At 52.5% G+C, this 21,642-nt stretch carries 27 protein-coding genes and 1 tRNA gene; 19 read left to right on the top strand and 9 right to left on the bottom strand.

Annotation, left to right across the window (positions count from 1 at the left end; translation table 11 throughout):
- The first annotated feature begins 4 nt into the window (after nt 1-4).
- Entirely contained in the window at nt 5-433 is a 429-nt protein-coding gene (locus AAGJ81_08340) for a hypothetical protein (protein MEM0966139.1), read from the top strand.
- Between the two features lie 641 nt (nt 434-1,074).
- On the opposite strand, the gene AAGJ81_08335 is transcribed toward AAGJ81_08340, so the two are convergent.
- From AAGJ81_08335 to AAGJ81_08305, 7 genes are all read right to left on the bottom strand, one after another.
- Nucleotides 1,075-1,725, bottom strand: coding sequence for a hypothetical protein (locus tag AAGJ81_08335; protein MEM0966138.1), 651 nt, complete (start codon nt 1,723-1,725; stop codon nt 1,075-1,077).
- Nucleotides 1,726-2,191: 466 nt separating this feature from the next.
- Nucleotides 2,192-2,872, bottom strand: a complete 681-nt coding sequence (locus AAGJ81_08330; protein ID MEM0966137.1) for a PEP-CTERM sorting domain-containing protein — start codon at nt 2,870-2,872, stop codon at nt 2,192-2,194.
- A gap of 305 nt (nt 2,873-3,177) precedes the next feature.
- On the bottom strand, nt 3,178-3,930 hold the full coding sequence (locus AAGJ81_08325) for a PEP-CTERM sorting domain-containing protein (GenBank protein ID MEM0966136.1): 753 nt from the start codon (nt 3,928-3,930) through the stop codon (nt 3,178-3,180).
- A gap of 497 nt (nt 3,931-4,427) precedes the next feature.
- A complete protein-coding gene (locus AAGJ81_08320; GenBank protein ID MEM0966135.1) occupies nt 4,428-5,210 on the bottom strand; it encodes a thioredoxin-like domain-containing protein in 783 nt (260 codons plus the stop codon).
- A gap of 181 nt (nt 5,211-5,391) precedes the next feature.
- A complete protein-coding gene (gene hflC, locus AAGJ81_08315) occupies nt 5,392-6,441 on the bottom strand; it encodes a protease modulator HflC (GenBank protein MEM0966134.1) in 1,050 nt (349 codons plus the stop codon).
- Nucleotides 6,438-7,397 carry an FtsH protease activity modulator HflK gene (hflK, locus tag AAGJ81_08310; protein MEM0966133.1) on the bottom strand — a complete coding sequence of 320 codons (960 nt, stop codon included), beginning with the start codon at nt 7,395-7,397 and terminating at the stop codon, nt 6,438-6,440. The genes hflC and hflK overlap by 4 nt, the downstream gene beginning before the upstream one ends.
- A 516-nt stretch (nt 7,398-7,913) precedes the next feature.
- On the bottom strand, nt 7,914-8,534 hold the full coding sequence (locus AAGJ81_08305; GenBank protein MEM0966132.1) for a MarC family protein: 621 nt from the start codon (nt 8,532-8,534) through the stop codon (nt 7,914-7,916).
- 86 nt (nt 8,535-8,620) lie between these two features.
- Between AAGJ81_08305 and AAGJ81_08300 the strand changes: the two genes are divergently transcribed.
- The 3 genes from AAGJ81_08300 (at nt 8,621) to AAGJ81_08290 (ending at nt 10,650) form a co-directional block, all read left to right on the top strand.
- Entirely contained in the window at nt 8,621-9,121 is a 501-nt protein-coding gene (locus AAGJ81_08300) for a hypothetical protein (GenBank protein ID MEM0966131.1), read from the top strand.
- Between the two features lie 81 nt (nt 9,122-9,202).
- Nucleotides 9,203-9,294 (top strand) — tRNA-Ser (locus AAGJ81_08295).
- A gap of 165 nt (nt 9,295-9,459) precedes the next feature.
- Nucleotides 9,460-10,650 carry a site-specific integrase gene (locus AAGJ81_08290; protein MEM0966130.1) on the top strand — a complete coding sequence of 397 codons (1,191 nt, stop codon included), beginning with the start codon at nt 9,460-9,462 and terminating at the stop codon, nt 10,648-10,650.
- On the opposite strand, the gene AAGJ81_08285 is transcribed toward AAGJ81_08290, so the two are convergent.
- Together AAGJ81_08285 and AAGJ81_08280 are read right to left on the bottom strand one after the other, a co-directional pair.
- Nucleotides 10,636-10,944 (bottom strand): HigA family addiction module antitoxin, encoded by a 309-nt coding sequence (locus AAGJ81_08285; protein ID MEM0966129.1) that lies wholly within the window; start codon nt 10,942-10,944, stop codon nt 10,636-10,638. The genes AAGJ81_08290 and AAGJ81_08285 overlap by 15 nt on opposite strands.
- An 11-nt stretch (nt 10,945-10,955) precedes the next feature.
- Nucleotides 10,956-11,237 carry a type II toxin-antitoxin system RelE/ParE family toxin gene (locus AAGJ81_08280; GenBank protein MEM0966128.1) on the bottom strand — a complete coding sequence of 94 codons (282 nt, stop codon included), beginning with the start codon at nt 11,235-11,237 and terminating at the stop codon, nt 10,956-10,958.
- A 106-nt stretch (nt 11,238-11,343) separates the two neighbouring features.
- Between AAGJ81_08280 and AAGJ81_08275 the strand changes: the two genes are divergently transcribed.
- The 15 genes from AAGJ81_08275 to AAGJ81_08205 all read left to right on the top strand — a co-directional run bounded on the left by AAGJ81_08275 (nt 11,344) and on the right by AAGJ81_08205 (nt 21,428).
- Nucleotides 11,344-11,550 (top strand): hypothetical protein, encoded by a 207-nt coding sequence (locus AAGJ81_08275; protein ID MEM0966127.1) that lies wholly within the window; start codon nt 11,344-11,346, stop codon nt 11,548-11,550.
- Nucleotides 11,551-11,611: 61 nt separating this feature from the next.
- A complete protein-coding gene (locus AAGJ81_08270; protein ID MEM0966126.1) occupies nt 11,612-12,538 on the top strand; it encodes a hypothetical protein in 927 nt (308 codons plus the stop codon).
- A gap of 15 nt (nt 12,539-12,553) precedes the next feature.
- Nucleotides 12,554-13,615, top strand: a complete 1,062-nt coding sequence (locus tag AAGJ81_08265) for an exonuclease domain-containing protein (protein ID MEM0966125.1) — start codon at nt 12,554-12,556, stop codon at nt 13,613-13,615.
- Entirely contained in the window at nt 13,612-14,340 is a 729-nt protein-coding gene (locus tag AAGJ81_08260) for a hypothetical protein (GenBank protein MEM0966124.1), read from the top strand. Before AAGJ81_08265 ends, AAGJ81_08260 begins: the two co-directional genes overlap by 4 nt.
- 447 nt (nt 14,341-14,787) lie before the next feature.
- Entirely contained in the window at nt 14,788-14,997 is a 210-nt protein-coding gene (locus AAGJ81_08255) for a ribbon-helix-helix protein, CopG family (GenBank protein ID MEM0966123.1), read from the top strand.
- Entirely contained in the window at nt 14,994-15,140 is a 147-nt protein-coding gene (locus AAGJ81_08250) for a hypothetical protein (GenBank protein MEM0966122.1), read from the top strand. Before AAGJ81_08255 ends, AAGJ81_08250 begins: the two co-directional genes overlap by 4 nt.
- The gene (locus AAGJ81_08245) at nt 15,137-15,385 is read left to right on the top strand and encodes a hypothetical protein (GenBank protein ID MEM0966121.1); all 249 of its coding nucleotides are present in this window, start codon (nt 15,137-15,139) and stop codon (nt 15,383-15,385) included. Before AAGJ81_08250 ends, AAGJ81_08245 begins: the two co-directional genes overlap by 4 nt.
- Entirely contained in the window at nt 15,364-15,834 is a 471-nt protein-coding gene (locus AAGJ81_08240) for a hypothetical protein (GenBank protein MEM0966120.1), read from the top strand. Before AAGJ81_08245 ends, AAGJ81_08240 begins: the two co-directional genes overlap by 22 nt.
- A gap of 223 nt (nt 15,835-16,057) precedes the next feature.
- The gene (locus AAGJ81_08235; GenBank protein MEM0966119.1) at nt 16,058-16,420 is read left to right on the top strand and encodes a hypothetical protein; all 363 of its coding nucleotides are present in this window, start codon (nt 16,058-16,060) and stop codon (nt 16,418-16,420) included.
- Nucleotides 16,417-16,917 (top strand): SAM-dependent methyltransferase, encoded by a 501-nt coding sequence (locus AAGJ81_08230; protein ID MEM0966118.1) that lies wholly within the window; start codon nt 16,417-16,419, stop codon nt 16,915-16,917. Before AAGJ81_08235 ends, AAGJ81_08230 begins: the two co-directional genes overlap by 4 nt.
- Nucleotides 16,910-17,092: a hypothetical protein gene (locus tag AAGJ81_08225; protein MEM0966117.1), complete on the top strand. Its 183-nt coding sequence runs from the start codon at nt 16,910-16,912 to the stop codon at nt 17,090-17,092. The genes AAGJ81_08230 and AAGJ81_08225 overlap by 8 nt, the downstream gene beginning before the upstream one ends.
- 1 nt (nt 17,093) lies before the next feature.
- Nucleotides 17,094-17,498 carry a hypothetical protein gene (locus AAGJ81_08220; GenBank protein ID MEM0966116.1) on the top strand — a complete coding sequence of 135 codons (405 nt, stop codon included), beginning with the start codon at nt 17,094-17,096 and terminating at the stop codon, nt 17,496-17,498.
- Entirely contained in the window at nt 17,495-18,631 is a 1,137-nt protein-coding gene (gene dnaN / locus AAGJ81_08215) for a DNA polymerase III subunit beta (GenBank protein MEM0966115.1), read from the top strand. Before AAGJ81_08220 ends, dnaN begins: the two co-directional genes overlap by 4 nt.
- Nucleotides 18,592-19,920: a hypothetical protein gene (locus AAGJ81_08210; GenBank protein MEM0966114.1), complete on the top strand. Its 1,329-nt coding sequence runs from the start codon at nt 18,592-18,594 to the stop codon at nt 19,918-19,920. The genes dnaN and AAGJ81_08210 overlap by 40 nt, the downstream gene beginning before the upstream one ends.
- Nucleotides 19,917-21,428, top strand: coding sequence for a hypothetical protein (locus AAGJ81_08205; protein MEM0966113.1), 1,512 nt, complete (start codon nt 19,917-19,919; stop codon nt 21,426-21,428). Before AAGJ81_08210 ends, AAGJ81_08205 begins: the two co-directional genes overlap by 4 nt.
- The last annotated feature ends 214 nt before the right edge of the window (nt 21,429-21,642 follow it).

Here is a 21,642-nt window from a genome sequence, read left to right as displayed (position 1 = left end):
GGCGATGCCGGAAGAGAGCGATCGGGCTGCCCAGCTAAAAATCCTTCGACTGCTGCGATGGCTGTCTGTGGTCGTAGCGGTTGTGCTATTCGTCTCTGCGTCGCGCACTTTTATCGAGCCACCCTGGGAACCTGCGTGGTTCTTTGTCTCTCGCGCCGTATTCGAAATCCTGCTGGGAATTCTTCTCCTCCTTCCCTTCGGTCGATGGGGCGAGACGGATCCCGGGCTATGGAGACGGATGTTTTTTGTCCTGATTTTTTTCTCGGTGATCTTCGTCTTCGCGCGGATCATCGGCGTTCTTTTTTCCGCACGCGTCATTGAAGCAGGCGGCGGTGAACTTGGCCTACCCGCGTGGGACGGCACTTTGATCTTTCTAGTCTTGGCGCAGTTGCCAATTTTGCTGTTTTTGAGGTTCCCGGATCAGTTGGATTGAGGGAGTTTTCCGCGGTAGGGCGTGAGCTCGTTTCGGCAGGCTCACCACAGGTCCGGCAAGCCGCGAGGTAATAAAAACAGAGGGAGACTTTGTCATGAATGTCACTAGTTTATTAAACCGCGCCCCGTACAAAGCATGATCGCAAAAATCGAAATCGAAATCGGTATCGCTATCGAATGCTCTCGAGACACGATTTCGATACCGACATCGAATCCCAAGTAGGTTCTATTTGAGTAGCGAATTAATAAGAATCACTCCGGGCAAATTCATGTAGCATCGATCGCGAAGACCGATGATCCGCAAAGGCTGACGGTATATTCATGGCACCGAAGTCATCCGCCTCTGCGGTGGATGCTACTCTATGCTCCTCGTAAAGGCTTGTCCTAGCACGACTCTGTTCCAGTTTTAGTAAGCGTGGTCGCGTCTAATACAATGGGACTTATTTTCAGAGTGCACGGCTTGTCGGAGCCCCACCTGTAGTTACTAGAAATGACTTTCGGGATACGGTGCTCTTTTCGAAGAGGCACGCGACTTTGGGATAGGACTCACCCCTCACACGGTAGGGTTGGAATTCACTGCTCTTCTGTCGAGGGATAAACCCTCTCCTACAAGAACTTAGCTAGTGGTTAGTTTCGTTAGACTCATTCGCCGGAAGCAGTGATCGTGAGACTGGTTCTATTGCTGTCGGGCTGGGATCCTCCTCTGCTTTCAAAGAGATTACTTTCAAGGCCTGCGTAGGTTGCCGAGGTGTTGCCAGAGGGCGCGCCCAGAATGACGGCAAATGGTTCCCCGCCGTTGATGGCGCTGACCAATGAAGTTTCCAACTCCGGCGAAAGAGTCAATGGGTAGGTATCCACAAGACCCCCAGCAGATTCAACGAAAGAACCGGTTCCGACAGTCTGGAGAGTGGGGGTATCGGAGAACTGCGTATCTTCAATACCTGCTGCCAGACCGTTGTGGGTAAGTCCGCTGAAGTTCCCGCTGGCGATCTTGGTGTCGAAGGTGATGAAAAACTCAACGGGTCCGTCTTTCGTGAAACTGGCCCCGTTTTTCAGGTAAGAAATCTTGATGGCTGAGATTCCAGTGACAGTCGGAAACCCGAAGTCCGTAGGCACAAAGGCAAAACTGGAAATCCCATATTCTTGGAAGGTTCCAAGGGTCTGAGCGTTATGAAACCATGGCGTCCCGGACGGCCCACCACTTTCAATGCTTTCGTTCGAGGTAGCGACTTTGGTGGCGGTTTGACCGGTAAGCGCGGTCGCTGCGAAGAAAAGAAGAACCAGAGATTTCATAATTTAAGGAGCATAGCGGACGCTTTGATGCTTTGCGAGTCGATCCACCGATTTCGGCGATTAGCGCTGATGGAATCGGTTTCGCACACCCGATAACCGGTCTTTAACAACAAACCGTAGGACGAGGGTTCACCCCTCGATAGCCAAGCTCGCGATCAGGGCTCAATTATGGTGTTCTAGCACCGAACGTTGGGCTGGCCCTATTTGTTTGCTCATCGCATCGTTGGAGTGGGACGGTGAGACTACCTGACAGTATTCCGGGCGAAAGGGGATGACGCACTGAGACCGAGCGAACCGACATCGCTGATGGTCGTGACAGTCAAGAGTTCGCGGTCTTTGGGTAGCGTTGAAACATTTACCGATAGGGCTAGGGCCAATGAGGAGATCTTCTGGGTGAAAGATACGGACAAAGAAAGGCCGTCTCAAAGGACGGCCTCAAAAAAAACTGGGTCAATTTCAAGCTCGCTTAGCCTCGACGGCGACGGCGAGTCGCTGCGAAGCTGAGAGCGAGGATACCGACGATCGCGCCATACATGCTGGGCTCTGGAACGACGTAGGTTCCGAATGTCGCTTGCAAACCTGAATCAGAATAGGCGGTAATCGTGAAGTTTCCAGCGTCAAACACTCCAGATGGGTTCGCTGCGGAATCGTTTGGTCGGTAGGCGTAGCTATCTGCGTAAAAGTTTGTATCTCCCTGACCTTCTTGGCCAAATGAGTCGATGAGGTCATACTGGCTAATTGTCGAGCCGTCGGTGAACGTTCCGTTTGGTGTTCCAAGGCCGATTATGTCATCGCCATTGACATTGGCGACACCGTTTGTTTCCGCACCATCAGACGAAGATGCCGGAAAACCAAAACCCGTCATGATCGTCTCGGAATCTCCGTTACCGTAGATGTAGTAGAAGTCGCCAGTGCTCAACGCGATTGAGGGAAGCTGCTCGAACGTGTCGAATGGACCCGCTCCATTGGTGTCGCGGATGAGATAGTAGATCGATAAGTTGGCAATTGCCTCGGTGGCAACAATTTCGATTGCTTTTGGGTTACCCCCAGTTTGTGTGCCGTCGACTACGCCGGTGATTAGCACTTGGCCGTTAACAGCTCCGACTAGTCCAGCCCCAAGGGCCAGCGTGACTAATTTTTTCTTCATTGTTTTTCTAGTCTATAATTCTCGATGTGATTTCTGGAAAAGGTGATTTCCGGTAGTTGGCGTCTCACCATTGATGTCAGTAACAGTAGTTGCCGAGAACTTCAGCTGGCTCTCTGCCAGTTTACAGCAGCGGGTCAACTATCCTAAAGCTATCATTGTGGAATAAGTCGGTGTGGGATTTAGGCGTGTTACGAATGGTTTGGTGGAAAAGTCCTTTTCAGTATTGGTGAGCGCATCTGAGGGGCCCTCCTTAAGGACGACTTTTTTTGTAAGCTAGTTACCGATAACATGTAAGAGATTTTTCGTTATCGGCCCCGTCGTCGTGAAACCGTAAACCCAAGCGCCAGTAGCCCAATTAGGGCACCATACATACTCGGCTCAGGAACGACTGTTGGGTTTATAGAACCAAAGGTGGTGGCGAGGGTGTCAGAGGGTGCATTCAATATTTCGGTGGTTGGGTTGTTTGGCCCAAAAAGTCCGATTCGCTCATCAGGTTGGCCGAAGTTCAAGGTTACAGAGTTGTACCAGGCACCGGTGCTCCCGAGACGAAATACGTTCAGTGGCTCAAACTGGCCATTGAAGAGTATGTCAAAGCCGCCGAGAATCGATCCGTAGAGAACTCCATCATCACCCACCTCGTCTGATACACCAACTGCGTCGAGAACGGTTCCAATTGTGGACAGATCAAGCACCCCGTCGTCTAAGGGGTCAATGTCAGTGGATGTACTACCGGTAAAGCTATCGGTGAGGACAAGTGTGTTTGATGGGTTTTCCAAATCCGGAATTGAGACGACCGCGATGCCGTTTGCGTCAAAACTACCGGTGACGTTGCTTGCTCTATCAACAGAGCCGTCAAAACCGTCGTTTTCGATTGAAAGAATCCACAAATCAAAGGCAGCCAGTGCCGTTCCAAATAGTTCGACGTTTTGATTAGCTGGGTCGCCGCCTGCAGGGTTTGGCTCAAACTCACTAAAAATTTGGGCATTGGTGACACTTGCTGTGAGTAAAGCAGCTACGGTTAGGTTGGCTTTCATGATTCTTCCTGTGTTCTCAGTCATTCTATAATATTTTAGTCGGATTTGAATGGAGCTATTGGCTCGAATTTGATCAGTAGGAGAGCTGGTTTTCTGCCAGTTTTTAACGAGAGGTCAATTTTTCTACTGTTACGAAGGTGAAACATGGGAAATCTGGTGAAGAAGTCTGGATGTTTCGGATCTTTGAGCTTGGGATCTGATGGCTTGGGAGGGTGTTGAGGTGTGCTTTTGCTTCTCAGTCGCAAGCCAACGGGTGCTTGTTGAGATGCTTTTAAGAGTGGGCTAGGTTGGAGGTTCTCTCGAATGAAGCCTTCGTGTTCAACTTCATGCTGCATCGGCCCCAAAGACCGATGACCCCAAAGGCCTCTGGTTTCTTATGGCTCCGAAATCATCCGCCTCCGCGTTGGATGCTACTCAATCTTCCTGAAGAAAATCTATCTTGGCGTCATTCTGGGCTCGGCTATCCGATAACGCCAGTCCATTGCTAACTGTAATCTTCTCCGTTCAGGCCTCGAAGCTCGCTAGCTTTCTTTTTTGACCAAATCCTCCAAATCGCGGAGGACTTTCGAGGGACCGACATAGCTGCCATTCACGTAACTGGTCGAAAGGACCTCGCCGTCCCGATCGACCACGACCAGATTGGGGATTCCCCTCTCGGAATACCGGGTGAGCTCCCTTACTCGGCTCTTCTTCGAAAACTCCAAGGCAGGCCAGGGCATATCCGCCTTCTCCATGTAAGCCTCCATTTCATCTTCAGAGCGATCGCTGCTGACAAAAATGACCTCAAAATTTTCGTATCGGTCGTGGTAGCGATCGTAGAAATCGACCAGGTTAGGAGTGAACTGAAGGCACGGCCCGCACCATCCGGCAGAGTAATAAATGGCGTAGTATTCCGGCTGTATGTTGGATTCCCAGTCGTCCAGTCGTCGCCCGTTGAACTCAACGAGGTGTTCACGGGCAGACTCCTCGAATCGGGTGAGCTGGATTGGGGAGTCACCCGATTCTGAAGCAGATCCATCGGCAGAAAATCGATCTTGCCGGGAGCGGGCATAAGCCTGATCAGAAGGAACCAAATCCTGTAAGGCGATTTCGAAGACCCTCCCATCAACTCGTCGGACCGTAACGTATTCCCAGCCACTGTCAGAGCGAAAGCCGATCATTTCCGCCTCGATCGTATTGCCTCTCAAATTCGTCCATTCCCTGATGCTCTCGTTCTCGCTTTCTGCGCCGAAAGAAAAGGCTGCTCCGAGAAGCAACGTTGCAACCGATAACGCGGATCGTGCTGACCGCAGTGCCCTTTTCATGCAAAGCAGTCCTACGGTTTTTCAGGTTGGTTGCAATGTTTGAGTTGGAGAAGAGGTTTTTTGCACTTAGTCGGTTCTTTCGATTCAAGGAATTTTATGGGATGCCTCGCCTTGAAGGTGAGGCAAAGCTAGGGTTTTCTTTCGGCGACTGAAGTCGCCGCTCCTTTGGACCGAAAGTGCCTTACTCGCTGGGTTTCTGTTCCCTAAAATCCTTGAGAAGTTCAAAGAAGGGGCTGTCCGAGCCGATCAGGATCTGACTGTTGGGTCCGAGTCCGGTCTCGTAGGCCTGCAGGGTCCTCAGGAAACGGTAGAAATCTGGATCTCGGTTGTAGGCGTCGGCATAGATGCGAATCGCTTCCGCTTCGGCCTGTCCTCGGATGAGTTGAGCGCGCTGTTCAGCTTCACTATTGATGCGCGCCAGCTCCCGTTCCATCTCACCGAGTCGCTCCTCGGCGCGTTTCTTTCCTTGTGAGCGGAACCCGGCAGAGATTTTCTGGAGTTCGGCGTTCATTTGGGCGTACACGTTGGCTTCGATCTCCTGCGTGTAGTTCAACTGTTTGATCAGGATGTCCTCGAGCTCGATTCCGAGACCGATCTGGTTCAATCGTTTCCGGGCCTCGAGAAGAATGCCTTCGAGGACGATCGGGCGGCCTGCGAGATAGGCACCGTCGGGTGCCTGAGGCAATTCCGGTAGGTCGGATCCGAGAGTGGCTACCTCCTGAACGGTGATTTCCGCCATTTCTTCCGAATCCAGATCAATTCCGATTTCCGTTTCTTCGACCTCAAGGATACGATTGCTGCTGCGGATCACCTCGAAGAGGTCATACTTCGCGATCTCGTCTTTGACGGCACCGGCGATAATACCGTTGAGCCTGGTATCTGCCTGGTTGATCGAGCGGATGGCTTCCAAAAAGCGTTTAGCGTCGTTGATTCGCCAGCGGGCGGTGACGTCGACATTGACCGTCTTCCGGTCACGGGTGATTGTCGTGGTCTGGCTGCCGTCCCAACGTTGAAGTCGGGAGTCGAAACGTTGTACCCGCTGCCACGGTAGTTTCACGTGAAGACCCGCCTCGGTGACCGGCTCGCCAACCACTTCACCAAACTGGGTGATGACCGCCTGTTCCCATTCGTTAATCGTATACAGGCTCGTCCAACCAACCCCACCCAAGACAACGACCAGAACGAGGATGAGAACCCCCTTTGCGCCAGTGACTCCTTTTGCAGCACTCATTCTGCACCTCCTTCATTGAGGTTCAGAAGTGGAAGCACTCCCTTCAGCTCCTCGTCGACTACCCAAACTTGTCCAAGTGCGGGGAGCCGTGTTTCCAGCGTTTCCAAATAGAGTCTTTGTCGAGTGACTTCTGGGGCTTCCTCATACGCAGTGAGCATTTCGAGAAACCGTCCAGCATCTCCTTCCGCGCGGTTGACGCGGCTTTCGAGGAACCCTTCAGCTTCGAGGACCAGACGCTCCGCTTGTCCCTTCGCTCGTGGCACTTTCTCCTGATACTCCCGAGAGGCTTCCTCGAAGAATCGCTGCGCATCCTGCTCGGCTTTGTTCAAATCGTTGAACGCCGCCTGCACTTGTTGAGGGGGGCTTACGAAAATCAAATTTACTTCGCTGATCCGAAGGCCCATTTCAAACTGATCGGCCTGCGCCTGGATCAATTTTCGGACGCGTTCCTGAATCTCGGCCCGTCCAACCGTTAGAATCGGGATACTTGCCCGGTCTCCCATGATCTCCCGCATCACCGATTGAGCGATATCGCGGAGGGTCGCGAGTGGGTCCTTCACATTGAAGAGGAAGTCTTCCGGATTTTCGCGGCTGAACTGAACATCCCACCCGGCAAGGACAATGTTGAGGTCTCCCGTGAGCATCGAAGATTCGTTTTCGTAGCCCCGCTCGGAGATCCGGCCGCCTGAGACACTGCGGTATCCAAACTCCTGCACATCGACCCGTCGGGTGGTTACCTTGACCATCTCGTCAATCGGGTAGGGTAGATGGAAATGGAGCCCGGGACCGACGGTCTTCACATGCTTTCCAAAGCGAAGTAAAACGCCCTCCTCATCCGCATCTACCTGGTGGAAGCTCGTCGCCACGACCAGTCCGATCACGACCACGATCGGAATCCACGCAAAGCGCCAGGGGTTAAATTCGACTTCTCGTCCGTCAGGGAATTCTAATTTCACTCCTCATGGAGGAAGTTTTCGAGGTGGGAGTCAATTCCTTCGATCCGATTTCAGAGGTTATGCCTCTTTCCAATGACCGGTTATTAAGCCAGCTCATATCATCCGACCAGAACAATCGGTATCGGATCGTGATCGGTAGTATCCGGGGACCTTTCTGATATGGAAGAGATACGAACACGAACCACGGATGACTCAGAGAGCACGGATGGATGAAGGAAGAGAAAAAATAAACTATTTGATCCGTGTTTTCCGTGTTCTCCGTGGTTAAGTGAAAAAGATAATGGAATAAAGGGAACGGCCCTGTTTGGTATATCCCGACTGGCCGGAAGCATTCGGGGCCATATCCAGCCGGCGTAGGCAACTTGGTGGGATCGTCCGTAAAATCGACAATCCACAGAACGCTGGACTCCTCGGGCCGGGTCGCCTAGCCCCGACGTTACAGTCGCTGCGCTCGGGACCGATAGTGATTTCGATTTGGATTTCGAATGGTAACTGAAGCGGCTGCTCCACAAGACCTCAGGAAAAATACTCCTTGATTCCGGCAAGAACATTAGTGGCAGCAATTGAAGCTAAGATGAGCCCCATAACCCGGCTGATGATGCTGGCACCTGCCTCGCCAATAAAGCGGGAGAGCTTGACCGCTATTCTCATTAGCAAATAAACGATAAACACGACGAGGATCATGATGACGCCCGTCAGGGTCTGCTGAAGAAGAGAATGTCGACTGTTTTCAGTGAGAAGGACGATCGCCATCATAGCTCCGGGTGAGGCGATCGATGGTGTAGCCAAAGGGAAAATGGCCGTTTCGTGAACCGAGCGGCACATTCTCACCTCACCCTCAGGCTTACTTTCGCCAAATATCATGGTCAGAGCGAAAAGAAAGAGGACAAGACCACCTGCAATCTGAAACGCCTGCAAGGGAACGCCCATTGCTCGCAGAATAATTTCGCCAGCTATGAGGAAAAAAAGCAAAATTCCCCCACCGGCCAATGCGGAAACGGCTGCAATCTTCTTGAGCTCTTCATCGGTTCGATCCCGGGTAGCCGATATGAAGACGGGTATGGTCCCAATCGGATCGATGACCGCCCAGAGAAGCACAAAGGTAGCGAGCAGTGTCTGAAAGGAAATATCGTCCATCTTAGAGGAGACTGGCGGTAGAGAGGAAGGGGTGCGAGTAGCAAAATATGCTGGTCAATTGGTAGTATGCACCTGATGGTCAGCGGATGGTTCGTTCACTGCTCACCATTCTTTCTACCTTCTTTTTCGTTTCCGGGTTGGTCTCGGCTAAGGAAACACAGAGTCGCTTTGGGGGAGGGGTCAACTACTGGGTGACTCTCGACGATTTGAGCGACGACGTGGATGACACTGGATTTTCTTACCTGGTTTCCTATCAATACTGGGATGGCCTGTGGGCCTTGGAGTTGGCCGCCGAGCTCTTGCCGGATCGTTTCGGTCAGAACGCTTGGGCCCCGGAAGCCTTTATCCTCTTTGGCGAAGGCTTTTACCTGGGTGCAGGCATTGGAATCGTCAATGCCGACGGCGACTGGGAAAGCAGTCCGTTCTATGCCCTGAGAGCGGGTTTCGACTTCATTCTAATTGGGAACTTTTACCTCGATATCTCTGCGAACTACCGGTTCAACGACACTGCGGATTTGCAGGACGACGATACGAAAATCGATACCGACACGGTTTTCTTGGGCGCGAGTCTCCGATACGCGTTTTAAAGGCATCTCCTGTGGGTTTATACCGAATTCGGTATAAACTTGACGACAGCCCACAGACCGTAGGATCTTTCGACAGACTACGGAGAGGTGGCAGAGTGGTCGAATGCGCTGGTTTGCTAAACCGGTGAACCCTGAAAGGGGTTCCACGGGTTCGAATCCCGTCCTCTCCGCCATTATTTGGGGCCGTAGGGCCCTTGTTTGCTTTGTGTAGTGGGGTTGTGGGGCGATTGGAGTTTTTCTAGCGGCTTTGTTTCTTAGCTAACTCAAGGAGTTTATTTTTATCACTTGCGATCATTCGCGATCACTTGTACGCCTGTTTTGGACATTTTTTGGACAACATGGGGAAACGGGATTCTTGGGGGCATTTGGCAGTTGAGCCGCGTGAGGGGTATTTTTTGCTGTTTGGGCGGGTCCATGACCGGCGGGTGCGGGAAAGATTTGGGTTTAAGGAGAAGGTTCGCCGGCGGTTTTCCAGTGAGAGAGAGGCCGAAGAGAAGCGGGCTGCCGTGGTCGCTTTTGGCGATTCGATCCGGTCCCGGAGGCGGGCGGTCGAGACTTGGTTGGATGAAGAACGGGTGAGGCTCGCGGAGTGGGCGTTTACGGAGGCGGGGGATTCTGACCTTCGCGAGGTGGTAAGGGCGGGCTTGGCAGCCATGTCTCCCGATTCCCGTAAGACGCTTTCAGAGTGGTTGCTTGAAGCCCGGAAGGAGATGGACGGCAATGGGCGGCGTGAGAAGACGGAGAAGTCTTTTGCGGAGTCTGTCACAAAGTTTTTCCGCGATACGGGAGCTGTGCGGGTGAGTGATTTTACCAAGGAGCGTCTGCGGGTGTATTTGGATGGGTTGAAGAAAAACCGCGCTCCATTGACGGTGCGGAATGTGCGGGCGCGGTTGCACCGTTTTGGTGAGTTTCTGGTCGAGCGGGAAGCGATCCGTGAGAATCCGGTTGCGGGGTTGTCTGTCCCGGAGATCGGTTGGAAGGCTCCAGAGGTCGCCGAGCCGGGCGAGGTGGAGGCGTTGTTGAGGGCGGCAATCGACTATGAGCCCGCCGGGGACAGACGGGGGGTTGCGCTCGGGTATTTGTGCTTTGGTTTTTTTGCTGGGTTACGACCGGAGGCGGAAATTCCGTTTTTGGAGAAGGGAAATGTTTTTGTGAAGGAAAGGGAGCTGCACGTTTTGCGCTCTAAGGTGACGCGGAAGAGTCAACGGGTGGTTACGTTGGAGCCTGTCTTGATTGAATGGATACGGTATTTAAGGAAACATCGGTTGCCGTTCTTTGCTTTTTCGCGGGGGTATCGCGAGGGAATTTGCAAGGCGGCGGGGGTGAAATGGCGGCAGGATTTCATGCGCCATTCTTTCGCCACCTATTGGTTGCCAGTCCATGAATGGGACGTTGGGCGGTTGGCCGGGCAGATGGGCAATACCGAGCCGGTTGCCCGGCGGGATTACTGGAACCTCGCCCGGGGGAATCAGGAGAAGGCGGGGAGGTTTTGGAGGTTGGCACCAGAGGTAATCCTAGGCGCTGACTAGCTTCCGCTGGTCGATGGCTTTGACCTCCTTGGTAATGCCGGGTTTTTCGGCTTTGGCTTTGCGGATGTCTGCCCGCATTTGCAGGCGCAGCCAAAAGCCTTCGCTCTGGCGGAAGTAGCGCGAGAGGCGGAGGTCGTATTCCGGTGTAAAGCGGCGGTTTCCGGCCTTGAGCATGCTGAGGTGGGCGGTCGGGATGCCGGTCGCCTCTGCAACTTCCTTCTGGGAGACGGGAAGCTCAGAGAGGATTTCGTCGAGTGTGGCAGCGGCGGCGTTGACTGTTGGTTTTTTGGTCATGGTTTCGTGAATTAGTGGTAGTCGACGATCTCTACTTGGTAAGCGTGACCGTTTTGAAATACAAAGCAAATCCTCCATTGACGGTTGATGCGGATAGAGTGTTGGCCTTTGCGATCAAAGGAGAGGGCTTCTAGGTGATTGGAGGGTGGTAGGCGGAGGTCGTCGAGAGTCTGAGCGGAGTCAAGCTGATCGAGCTTGATGATAGCTCTTTCAATAATCGTGGAGGGGAGGCCCTTGCGGAGTGTGCCTTCAAAGAGTTTTTCGGTTTTGCGGTCTTTGAATCCCTTGATCATGGTTTGAAGTTACCGAATTTGATAATTAAGTGCAAGGAAAAAGTTACCTTTTCTGATAACTTTTTTTGCCTTGGGAATCAGATTGGTCTGGAGTATCCGTATCGGAATGAAAACGAAAGAAAATGAGGGTGATTGGCTGGCATGGCCGCCTCCTGAGAACTACAGGGGGATTCAGGTCTCGCTGAGGCTTGCGGATGGAGTGCGAACTTGGGCGAACCGATATGGTTTAACGCAGTGGCATATCCGGGAGGAATCGATCTCCCCGCCTAGCCTGTGGCGACCAACACGAGAGATTAACGGGATGACGGCTTAAACGTTCCAGCCGTTGGGAATTCTCTTGAGGACGTGAAGATTCTTGAATAAGGGTCAAGCCCATGGGGAACTATTTTGTAGATCGAGGAGAGACGAATCTGGAGGTCTCTGAGGCGGATCTTTTTGCCGGGGTGAAGGCGGGGATGTATGGTCCGGAAGAATCGGTCTGCCTCGAAGGGTGGAGCGAGTGGAAGCCGTTGGGGGAGGTGTTTCCGAAGTGGTTTGAGAAAGAGGCGGTTTCAAAGACTCCGGCTGCTGCGGAGAAGGAGGTGAAGACAAACGTTAAACAAACGGCACTTGTAGGGGCTTTTGCGTGCGCTTTTGTCGGGGTGTTTGCGATGTGGGCCTCTGTGCTGATGTTTTGGATTTACGTCCCTTTGTTGGGCGTCTCTGCGGTGTTGGCGGTGGTCGCTATGGTGCAGGGTAGAGTTCTGGGTGGTCTTTTGCTTTTCCTAGTTTTGTTGGTGGGAGTCCCGGTAGTGTGGTTCGTGCAAGCTGCTGGTGAGGCGCAGGAAATCGGCCAGAGTATTTTGACTCAACTAGAGGAGAATCAAGCTAGCAAAGAGGCGATGGTCGAAGAACGAAAAGCGAGATGGTCAGTTCGCGAGGAGGTCGACGAGATGGATGGTGCAAAAGAGTTTTGGTTTACCCGCAACAGTGAGGATAGTTCGGTTTTTAATGAATCGAAACTTACGATTTCAGTCGACCCGGAGAATATATGGATAGACCTATCTGATTTTGACGATTTTGGTGTCGATGTGAGAGGGGGAGATGGGCCAATAGTGACCGTGGGCGCTGGGTCTTATGGAATGACGGATGAGGAAAAGGTGCAGGTCCTTAAAATGATGATTTCCAACGATGTTTTCTTCGTCCGGCCCTCTTACGCTGGAGCGGGGTCAGAAAAGTTTGCTGTCAATGGGTTGAAAGAAGTGTTGTTTCCGGCTCTTAAGGAGACAGGGCAAGTGGAAGTTCTAAAGAGACTTTATTGATACTGGGTTAAGTGAGTGAGGCCTTCCTTCTTGAACAGTAACAATTGGACTCTGGTAGATACGGAGACAACTGGATTGGTTGCCCCGATTCATGTAGTCGAGATTGCGGCTCAGAGATTTGACGGGTTACAGCCTTTGGGAGAACCGTTTCATGCTTATTTGAACCCTGGTGTTCGAATCCCTGTCGAAGCGTCCGATATTCATGGCTATACTGACGATTTTATCGAAACGAATGGTAGAGAACCCATAAAGGTCTACGAAGAGTTTCGTGATTATGTCTGTGATGGCGCTTTGGCGGCTCACTATCTGCGGTATGATGGGAGTCGTGTCCTGGTTCCAGAATGGAAAAGGCTTGGTGTAAAACCGATAGGATCAAGAGGTTTTTGCACGTGGGAACTGTCCCGGAGGGTTCTGACGGTGTTACCTACCCACTCTCTTAGCTTTTTGCGCGAAGAGTTTGCTCTGGAAGGTGGTCGATCTCACAGCGCCCTTGGAGACGTGGAGGCTGTAGTAGACCTTCTAACAAGAATCGTCTTCCCCAAAATGCGTAATTGTGGGTTCGATTCAATTGATCAGATTATGCAGTTTTCGGAGCAGAAGCCTCTATTGATGTGCCGTTGTCAAATCGAAGGTATAGACTACGATGAACTTCTTTCCGAGATTGCTCAACGGGCAGAAGAAGAGAGAAGGCACGAACAATTTATCTCAGATGTCGAGTTGGGGCACTATTCTCTTCCTGCACTTCTGGTTGAGTATGAACTCATCGACGAGACGGAACCTGTATATTTCAAAGGAAAGAATTTTCAGTTTACTGGGGCTATGGCTTGGGGGACCCGACCTCAAGCAAAGTCACTTGTTGAAGCTCGGGGAGGAAAGGTGGCTGAGACAAAAGTGGTTAATAACGACGTAGACTATCTCGTTCTTGGGGAGGACCCTCAAAAGGGTTGGACTTCGCTTCTTAATGGATCGAAGCTCCGACGAGCATTCTTGGGAAAAATAAAGAACCCACCAAAATCCTATCGAATTATTCGAGAGGAAGTCTTTTTGAATGAGCTGTTGGAGGATGGCGAGACATGAGTTCGGCAGGAATTTTGATGGAATATGTTGATGGTTTCTCTTGGCCCGTGCCGACGGCTTTTCTTGACGCTCTATCGCTCTGTCGGTTTGAGCAGGGGGACATTCTCCATAGTGCGAAGAGCGCCTATGGAAAATGGGGTTCGCGGGATGAGTGCGTGACGTTTCGGATCTTGCTCCCTGAGCGGTCGAGTGGCGTGGTGGGTAGTTTCGCTACGAATTGGAAGAGTTCTGTCAGGGTGGAGGTTTCTTTTTCGGGGACTCAAGAAAAGAAAGAGATTCAGACGACACAGGGGAACTTGTATTGTGCAATGTGGAAGGGTGACCAAGGCTGGCTGCAGCCGAATCTGCCGCCGCCTATTCCCCGAGGTGAAAACGCGGTCAGTTTAGTTCAGGTGCCTCCAGAAGGGGATTTCCCGCGGCAGTTTTACAAGATGTCAAACCGAACGAATCGAACTCTCGAGGAGAAGATTTCCCGGCTAGACAAGCTCTTCGGAGATCGCGCGAAGCATAGGACTTTTGATGCAGAATTTCTTGGAGATGAACTGGGGTATGACGTTATGCCGACGGTTGTCCAGCACGTTTGGGATACTCATCTGTCTTTAAGTGAGATTGAAGAGTTGGTGAAAAGGGTATTCTACAAACCAGCGACGAACCGAAAAAGTGATCGGGACCAATTTCGCCTAGGAGCCCACGGAAAAATAGTCAAATTGGATCAGGGGCGGTAACACCAGAGGCCGGGGACACAGAAGCGGCAGGGGGTATAGCGGGGGTCTATCCCGCAAGGCAAATCAGGCGGTCCTGTCTGATTTGGGAAGGCTATCAGCACTTGTCGGGGGTCTTCCTTGAACCTTCTTTTTTTTTGCTCCGTAACTACCTTCTGATTCTGGTGCAATAAATGGGTTGTCCGATAAATGCTTGTTTAAGAGACGGTTGATCAACTGAGAACGGTCTATACCTAGCTCTTTTGCCCTCTCATCAAGGCCGGTCAAAAGATCGCCCTCTAGTCGGAGAGAAATCTGTCTACCGTCTTTGTATCTAGGTGGTCTCGCCATGGGTTTATCACTGATTAACGGGAGGTTTTGCATCCCAAGTCAATGTTTTTGTGATTTTCTGAATTTTCCTGTTGACGGATATATTTTGTGATACATAACCAGTTTCGTATCCCAAAATATATGGACAAACAAATCTCATTTCGAATCGACGGTGATACCTACGATCAACTTTTGAAGAGATCGAAGGATCAAGGGGACCGATCCATTCAAAGCATAATTCGCGAAGCAATTCGTGAAATGTTGCCAAGAGAAACTGTCCGCTCCGCCCTTTCCACTCCGGTGGGTGCGGGTGCTGCCGAGCCTCAGCAAGAGGGGAGGAAGACGGCGTGACGGTTTTTGTAATTTTGTTTCTCTTTGTCGCTCCAGCCGTGGGGCTGGGGCTTTCCCTGAATGAATTCCTGAACCGGCGGATGCAATCCCGGCTCAAGGAGTGGGAGGCGCGTGAGGCGGCGTTTTTGGGAGAGGTGGTATGAAATGGAATCAAGGAGAACCTTGTAAGGATGAGGGGAAAGCGATTGTGGCTGCGGGATTGATTGTGTGCCGAGATGAATCTGGAATTTATGATTTTGTGCCGTTCTGCGGCTTGATCCAGTGGAAGATTCCCGAATGGGTATCGGCGTTGACGGGACTCTCGATTACCGATGACCCCGAACATGAGGAGGTGCTTATTCAGTATTGGATTGACGCGCCGGAAGGATGGGAAGGTATCGGGAAGTGAAGCCTTTGGTCTCAGTAGCGCGGGTGTTTCGCGATGCGGTGCGGCTTTGGCGGGATCGCGAGTTGACGGTCCGTGAGGTGGAGAATCTGCCGGGGCACGCGGCCAAGTGGATGGAGGCTATTGACGAGGGGCTGTTAGAGGCGGCTGAAATCGCGGTGAAGCTGGAAAACGATTTGGACGATCTAGCCGATTGCCTGGAGGGGGATGACGAGTTTACGGTTGCCAGACGAGAGATCCTGATCGAGCGGACGGTCGCGGCGGCGCATTCGCTCCGTGAGGGGCTGGCTTGTGTGTTGCTACTGGCGTTGTCGCTCTTCGGGGTGTTTGCCGGGGGGCCGGGTGAGGAGGAGTTCGTCCGCCGGGGCGGTAGGGACTCCGCCCGGTTGATCCGCATTGTTCGGACGGGCAAGTGTTGCCAGCGGGCAAGGAGAGAGGAGGCGGCGGCGTAGTGGACGACTGGATCTATGTGATTTTGTGCCTGTGGTTCTATCTATTTGGATTCTGGACTGCGTTTTATTTGCTATGGTTTTACTATCGTGACAAGCGGCTTTCTACGCGTGAAAGACTCTATTCGAGGCTGCATGCAAAAAATAAACAGGAGGGCGAAGGTTGACGGCTCTCGTCCAGTTCAGCGAGGAGGCGGCGAAGATCCCGGAGGGGTTGGAGAGGGTCGTGAGGCAGTTGGTTGCGGATGGAGCAACGCGGGTAACGGGTAGCTGGAATCCGGATACGGGAGAGTTTGACTTTACGATGGAGCGGGGGCCCCGCCGGTTGGGGTATCGGATTGAGGAGGTCTCGGAGCTTCTTGGAGGCAGGGACGAGGGCTACTCGGTCCAGACGTTGCGGCGGCTGGCGACGCGCAAGCCGGGGAAGGCCCCGGTCCTGTCGAGCACAAAGCCGGGCAAGGAGCGGTTGTTTTTCCTCCCGCTGTTGGTGCGTGATCTTCTGGCGCGGGGAGATTTCCCAGCGGATCTAACCGAGCGGGCGGCACTGGATATCGTGCTCGACCATGCAGAGGGGAGGCTCGCGGGGTGAGTGCTGCTGTCTTGGATGCGTGCTGTGGTGGCCGGATGATGTGGTTCGATAAATCGGACTCGCGGGCGGTGTTTATCGACAAGCGTGCAGAGGAACTTCAATTGATCGACCGCTCAAAAAAGAGTGGTGTTCGCCATTTGACAGTCTCTCCAGACCTGATTGCGGATTTTACGAATCTACCTTTTCGTGATGGTTCTTTCTCATTGGTTGTCTTTGATCCTCCGCATCTAAAGAGGGGTGGGAAGAACTCTTGGATGATAGCCAAGTATGGGAAACTTGAAGAGAATTGGGAAGAAGAGCTTCGAGATGGTTTTTCCGAGTGCTGGCGAGTTCTTCAAGGCAATGGAACTCTGATATTCAAGTGGTCTGAGGTTCAAATTCCTCTGAGTCGGATTCTTCCACTTGCACCTACGGGGCCGCTCTTTGGTAACCGCTGTGGAAAGAGCAACAAGCTCCATTGGGTAGTGTTTTTCAAGGAGGTCTCGCAAGGTGAGTGAGTTTATCGCGATGGCCCGGGCGGTGAGTAAGCGAAAGGGAATTTCATTCTCTGAGGCTTGCGGAGAGCTTCAAAAGCGAAGCACAAAGCGTCGGGCGAAGAATAAGCGCCTTCGCGAGCGATATGTGCGGTCCGCCAAGCCAGCGGGCGGCTATTGGTGGGAGGACCGGGACTAGGATGGCTAGGAATATCAATAGAGGCCGCTATCCGATCGGTTGGAATGAGCGAGATGAGGGGGATACGCCTTTGGAGGCGCTGCAGAGAAAGGAGGAACAGGCGGATCTGTTTTGTGATAGTGACGAGAGGTTCCGAGAGTTTTTGAAGCAGCTTTTTACCTATTTGAGTCCGGGTAGAATTTCGCGTCGAACGCCGCCGGGAAAGGTGATGTTGAATCGCTTGGTCGCTCTTCTCGCCGAAAGCGCGCCGGAATATTTAGGGGGGAAAACGCACAATCAGGCGGCGGCTTTGTGCGGGATCACCCCACGTGCATTTCACACGCACCGAGAGGAGATAAAGGCGCTGTTGCGCAATCCAGTTGAGCCTCGGGTGCCCAAAAAACAAAGAGAACGAAAGGCAGGATGATGGTAGAATTTACGGTTGAGAAGCAGGCATTGGAGGCTGCGTTGAAGGTAGTCGGCAAGGCGGTGAGTGGTCGCCCGACGATGCCGGTTTTGAAGATGGTTTTGATGGACGCTGTCGAGGGTGTGTTGAGGCTGCGTGCTACGGATCTTGACCTCGACGTTACGGCGAAGGTTGAGGCAAGGGTAAGAAAGCCGGGGAAGGTGTGTCTGCCGGTGAAAAAGATGGCGGCTGTCGTCGCCAAGTTGGGAGATGACAGTCTTGAGTTTAAGAAGGCTAGTGAATCTGAGATTGAAATGGTAGCTGGGTCGGCTCGATTTACGCTCAAGACGATCGACCCGGATGAGTTTCCGCCGTTTGCGAACGTTGAATCTGATAGTGAAATTTCGGAAAATCAGGGAGAGCTGAGAGATAGAATTCGGGCGGTAGCCTACGCCCAGTCAAGGGATGAGGGCCGCTATGTTCTTTGTGGTGTGAAGCTCGAGACGGCGGGGAGCTGTATCCGTCTTGTGGCTACGGATGGCAGAAGGCTGGCAGTGAGTGGCCGGAACTTTCCGATTGAAGTGAATGCTGATCGTGGGATCGTTCTTATGACCAAGATGATCGATGTGATAGAAGGCCTCTGTGATGAAGAGGAATCTCTATCTATGTGTTGGGATGACCGGCGGACAGTGGTGAAACTGACTGTGGGAGAGAAGCTGGAGAATGCTGGGCTTTTGGGTTCGGTCGTCATTGGAGGACGGTTGATCGAAGCGCGCTATCCCGATTGGAAGGAAGCGCATCCCGGAGCATTGGATCATGTCGTCGAAGTGGCTCGAAAGGCGTTTCAAGAGATTTTGGAGAGAGAGGCTTTAATGTGTGATCCGGATCACCAGAAGGTGTGTTTGTCGTTCGCGGAGAACCGTCTAACGGTTTCTGCGGGCGGGGCCTACTTTGGCAAGGTCGAGGATTTTCTCCCAATAGAATGGGAAGGCGGGGAGCTGCGGATCGCGTTCAATCCGGCTTTTCTGATTGATGTGTTGGCCGGGTCGGAGGCGGAGACGGTTAAACTCCGGCTTCAGGGTGAATTGAGCCCGATGGTGATTAGAACTGACGAGTGTTCCGAGTGCGTGGTGATGCCTTTGCGGTTGGCATGAGTGATGTCGTCTCAGAGGCTCTGGAGCGGGTCACGTTGGCCGATGTCTGGGACTTGGCGGCGGCGTTTGGGTTTGGGAGGTCGGTCCCGACTCGTGATGGGGTGCTGGAATCCCCGTTTCGAGAGGACGGGAAGAAGCCGGGATTTTCCATTTCGAAGGATTTGCGGTTGTGGAAAGATTTCGGGACTGGTGAGGGAGGCAATTCCTGGACGTTTGTCGAGAAGTGCCGTCCAGAGTGGTCGAAGGCTGAGGTGGCGAAGTGTATTGTCGATCGGGTGATGGGTGCGGGAGCTTGGGAGGCGTCCCGTGAGAAGAGGACGTTGACGGCTGCTGAGAAGCGAGAATGGAGGCTACAGAAACAGCGCAAGGAGAGAGAGGAGATGGTCGCACGCAGAAAGAAGCGGGAAGCCGATCTGCGGAGGTTGGGGGCTGCTTTGTTGATGGATTGTCCGGATTGTGTTCGTTCGCGTTGGCAGGAGGCTTCTGAGCCTGGAGAAGAGCGGCTTGCGAAGCTGGCAAAGAAGCGGGGTTGGCCTTTTGATTGGGCAGGGTTTGCAGCGGAGGCGGGATGGTTGCGGTTTCCGGTTGATCAGTTTGGAGAGCAAGGAAGGGGTAAGCGTTTTGTGGCTTTCCCCGTTGAAGTGGTGTTGAAGGATGTTAGCCGTCACTTTTTTGGATACCACCAACAGTTTTTTGTCCCTCCGAAGGATGGCGGAGACGAGGGGCGCAAGGGTTGGACTTTTTTCCCGCATCGTCCGAAGGTGGTGCGGACGGTGTATCAGAGGGCGTTGTTGGCGGCCGCTGATGGCGAGGGTATTCGCGAGGGCGATCAATGGTGCCCGCCGGTCCCGTTCGTGTTGGGAAACCCTTGGAAGGCGGATCTGTGGATCTTAACGGAGGGGCAGTGGGATGCGCTGACGTTTTGGGGCGCTCTGGGTCTTTTTGATGAAATCCCGGATCTTCCGTTCTCTGTGGCGATTTTTGGAATACGGGGAGTGCAGGGAGTTTCGGCGTTTATGGATCACTATGCCCGAGGGTTGAAGAATCGAGGGGTGTTTATGGTTGGAGACTCGGATGAAGCGGGGAAAAGTTGGTATGGCATCCGCCAAAAGAATCCATCGTTCCGCGAGAGACTTGAAATATACGGAGCAAAGGTGGAGGTGCGTATTCTGAAGGGGCCGTGGGGCAAGGATTTTAATGATTACTATCGGGCGAAGTCGCCGAGCCGTGAAGAGATGATCCAAGCGGTTTACGATCTTGGGTTGGTCAACGAGGAGGTAACGGTTTGAGCTTAACAGACGACCTGACGGCCCCCGCCAAGGAAGAGTACTTTTTCGAGGATGGATCGTCCCGCCGCTATTGGCTTCTCCATGAGGAGACTGGCCGTTATGTGTCGACGAATGAGCCTGGAATGAGGCGGCTATTGAAGGGCCGGGGCTTTGACCCACACCCCGACAAAGGAGAGTTGCTTTCACCTCTAGACGCTAAGTTGGCAGAAATCGAGTTTGGGAATCGTGTCGATATGGCTATCGACTTAGCCGGTTGGAAAAGGGGCGTTCACTCGATCTCTGGTCATACGGTCCTAGTGACTAAGGACCCTGAGTTGATTGAACCGTTGAAAGCGGCTGATGGCTGGCGTCTCGAATGGGAGAAGAAGGTCAACAGGCTTTTTGCATTCGCTGATCGCGAAACTTTGCGCAAGTGCGTGGCCAGCATTCTGCATCACTCGGATAACGATGATTATTTTGGCGGCTGTCACGGTTTTCCAACAGTCGGGATGCTGTTAGGTAATCTACTTCTTCACAAGAATGATCCGAACGACGAAGAATCTGACCCGGATTGTGATCAGCGAGACCGATTCGTTTCTTGGTGGGCGCACTTCCTTGAGTCGATTTATGAGGGTAAGCACTCTCAGGGTTTGGCGATGGCGTTAGCTGGAGAAGCGGATTGCGGAAAGTCTCTGCTAAAGCTCTTGGTCCAATCCTCTGTTGGGAACCGGGTTGCGAAACCGTATCGCTACATGATTAAGGCCGAGACCCACAACGCCGACCTTTTTACGGCTCCTTTGTTGTCGATCGATGACGAGAACGCAAACACCACTTACGCTGCCCGCCAAGCGTTTGGAGCAGAGATCAAAGTGATGGTTGCGGATTTGGATCAGCGGATAAGGGCTATGCAGAAGGACGGGTTCACACTACGCCCTACCTGGCGATTGATGATCCTGCTGAACGATGAGCCAGACCGCCTGAAGATCCTTCCGGATGTCAATGACGATATCCGGGACAAGCTAATGATCTTAAAGGGATACCGTCAGCCACAGCCTCTACCCTCTAAAACGCGAGCGGAACGCGAAGCCTATTGGAAACTGCTCGTCTATGAACTGCCGTATTTTATCCAGTGGGCGCTCGACCACGAGATTGCTGAGAAGAACAAGGGGCGTTTTGGCGTTCGCTTTTGGCATCATCCTTCTTTGATGAGAGGATTAAATTCGCTGTCACAATCCGCCTATTTGTGGGAGCTGATCGAACGTGGAATTTTTGAATCGGTGTCGGAATGGAAGGGCGGTGCAGAAAAACTGAAGAGCGTTCTAGCGAATTCAGAGAAGCTGAGTCGATCCGAAAAGGACAACCTGTGGGCGGCTAGTGTGATCGGAACGATTCTAACGAAGCTCTCCAAGCAGGAAGAGTTTCAAGGCCGAGTATACTACGAACGCGAAGGCGGGACAGGTTCTCGCAATTGGATTCTTAGAAAGAAAGCGAGTGATAAACCGTTTGAGCAAAAGGAGGTTGAGTTGTGATTGTGACAGCAACCCTAGAATTTGTGACAGCTAAAAACCGTTATCGTCTTCGAGAGATACTGGGTTGTGACAGCGTGACAGCGGGGAGACGACCTTTCATGTATGCGAGTGCGTTTATAGGTTTATGGTATTTCTGTCACACTGTCACAAAACGGGGTTTTCTATTTAACCCGTTAGTGTTCTCTGGCTGTGTTGGCGTGACGGCAAGGAACTT

It is taken from the genome of Verrucomicrobiota bacterium, from assembly GCA_038744685.1.
Classification (GTDB): domain Bacteria; phylum Verrucomicrobiota; class Verrucomicrobiia; order Opitutales; family Puniceicoccaceae; genus Puniceicoccus.
This window is presented reverse-complemented; position numbering and strand designations above follow the sequence as displayed.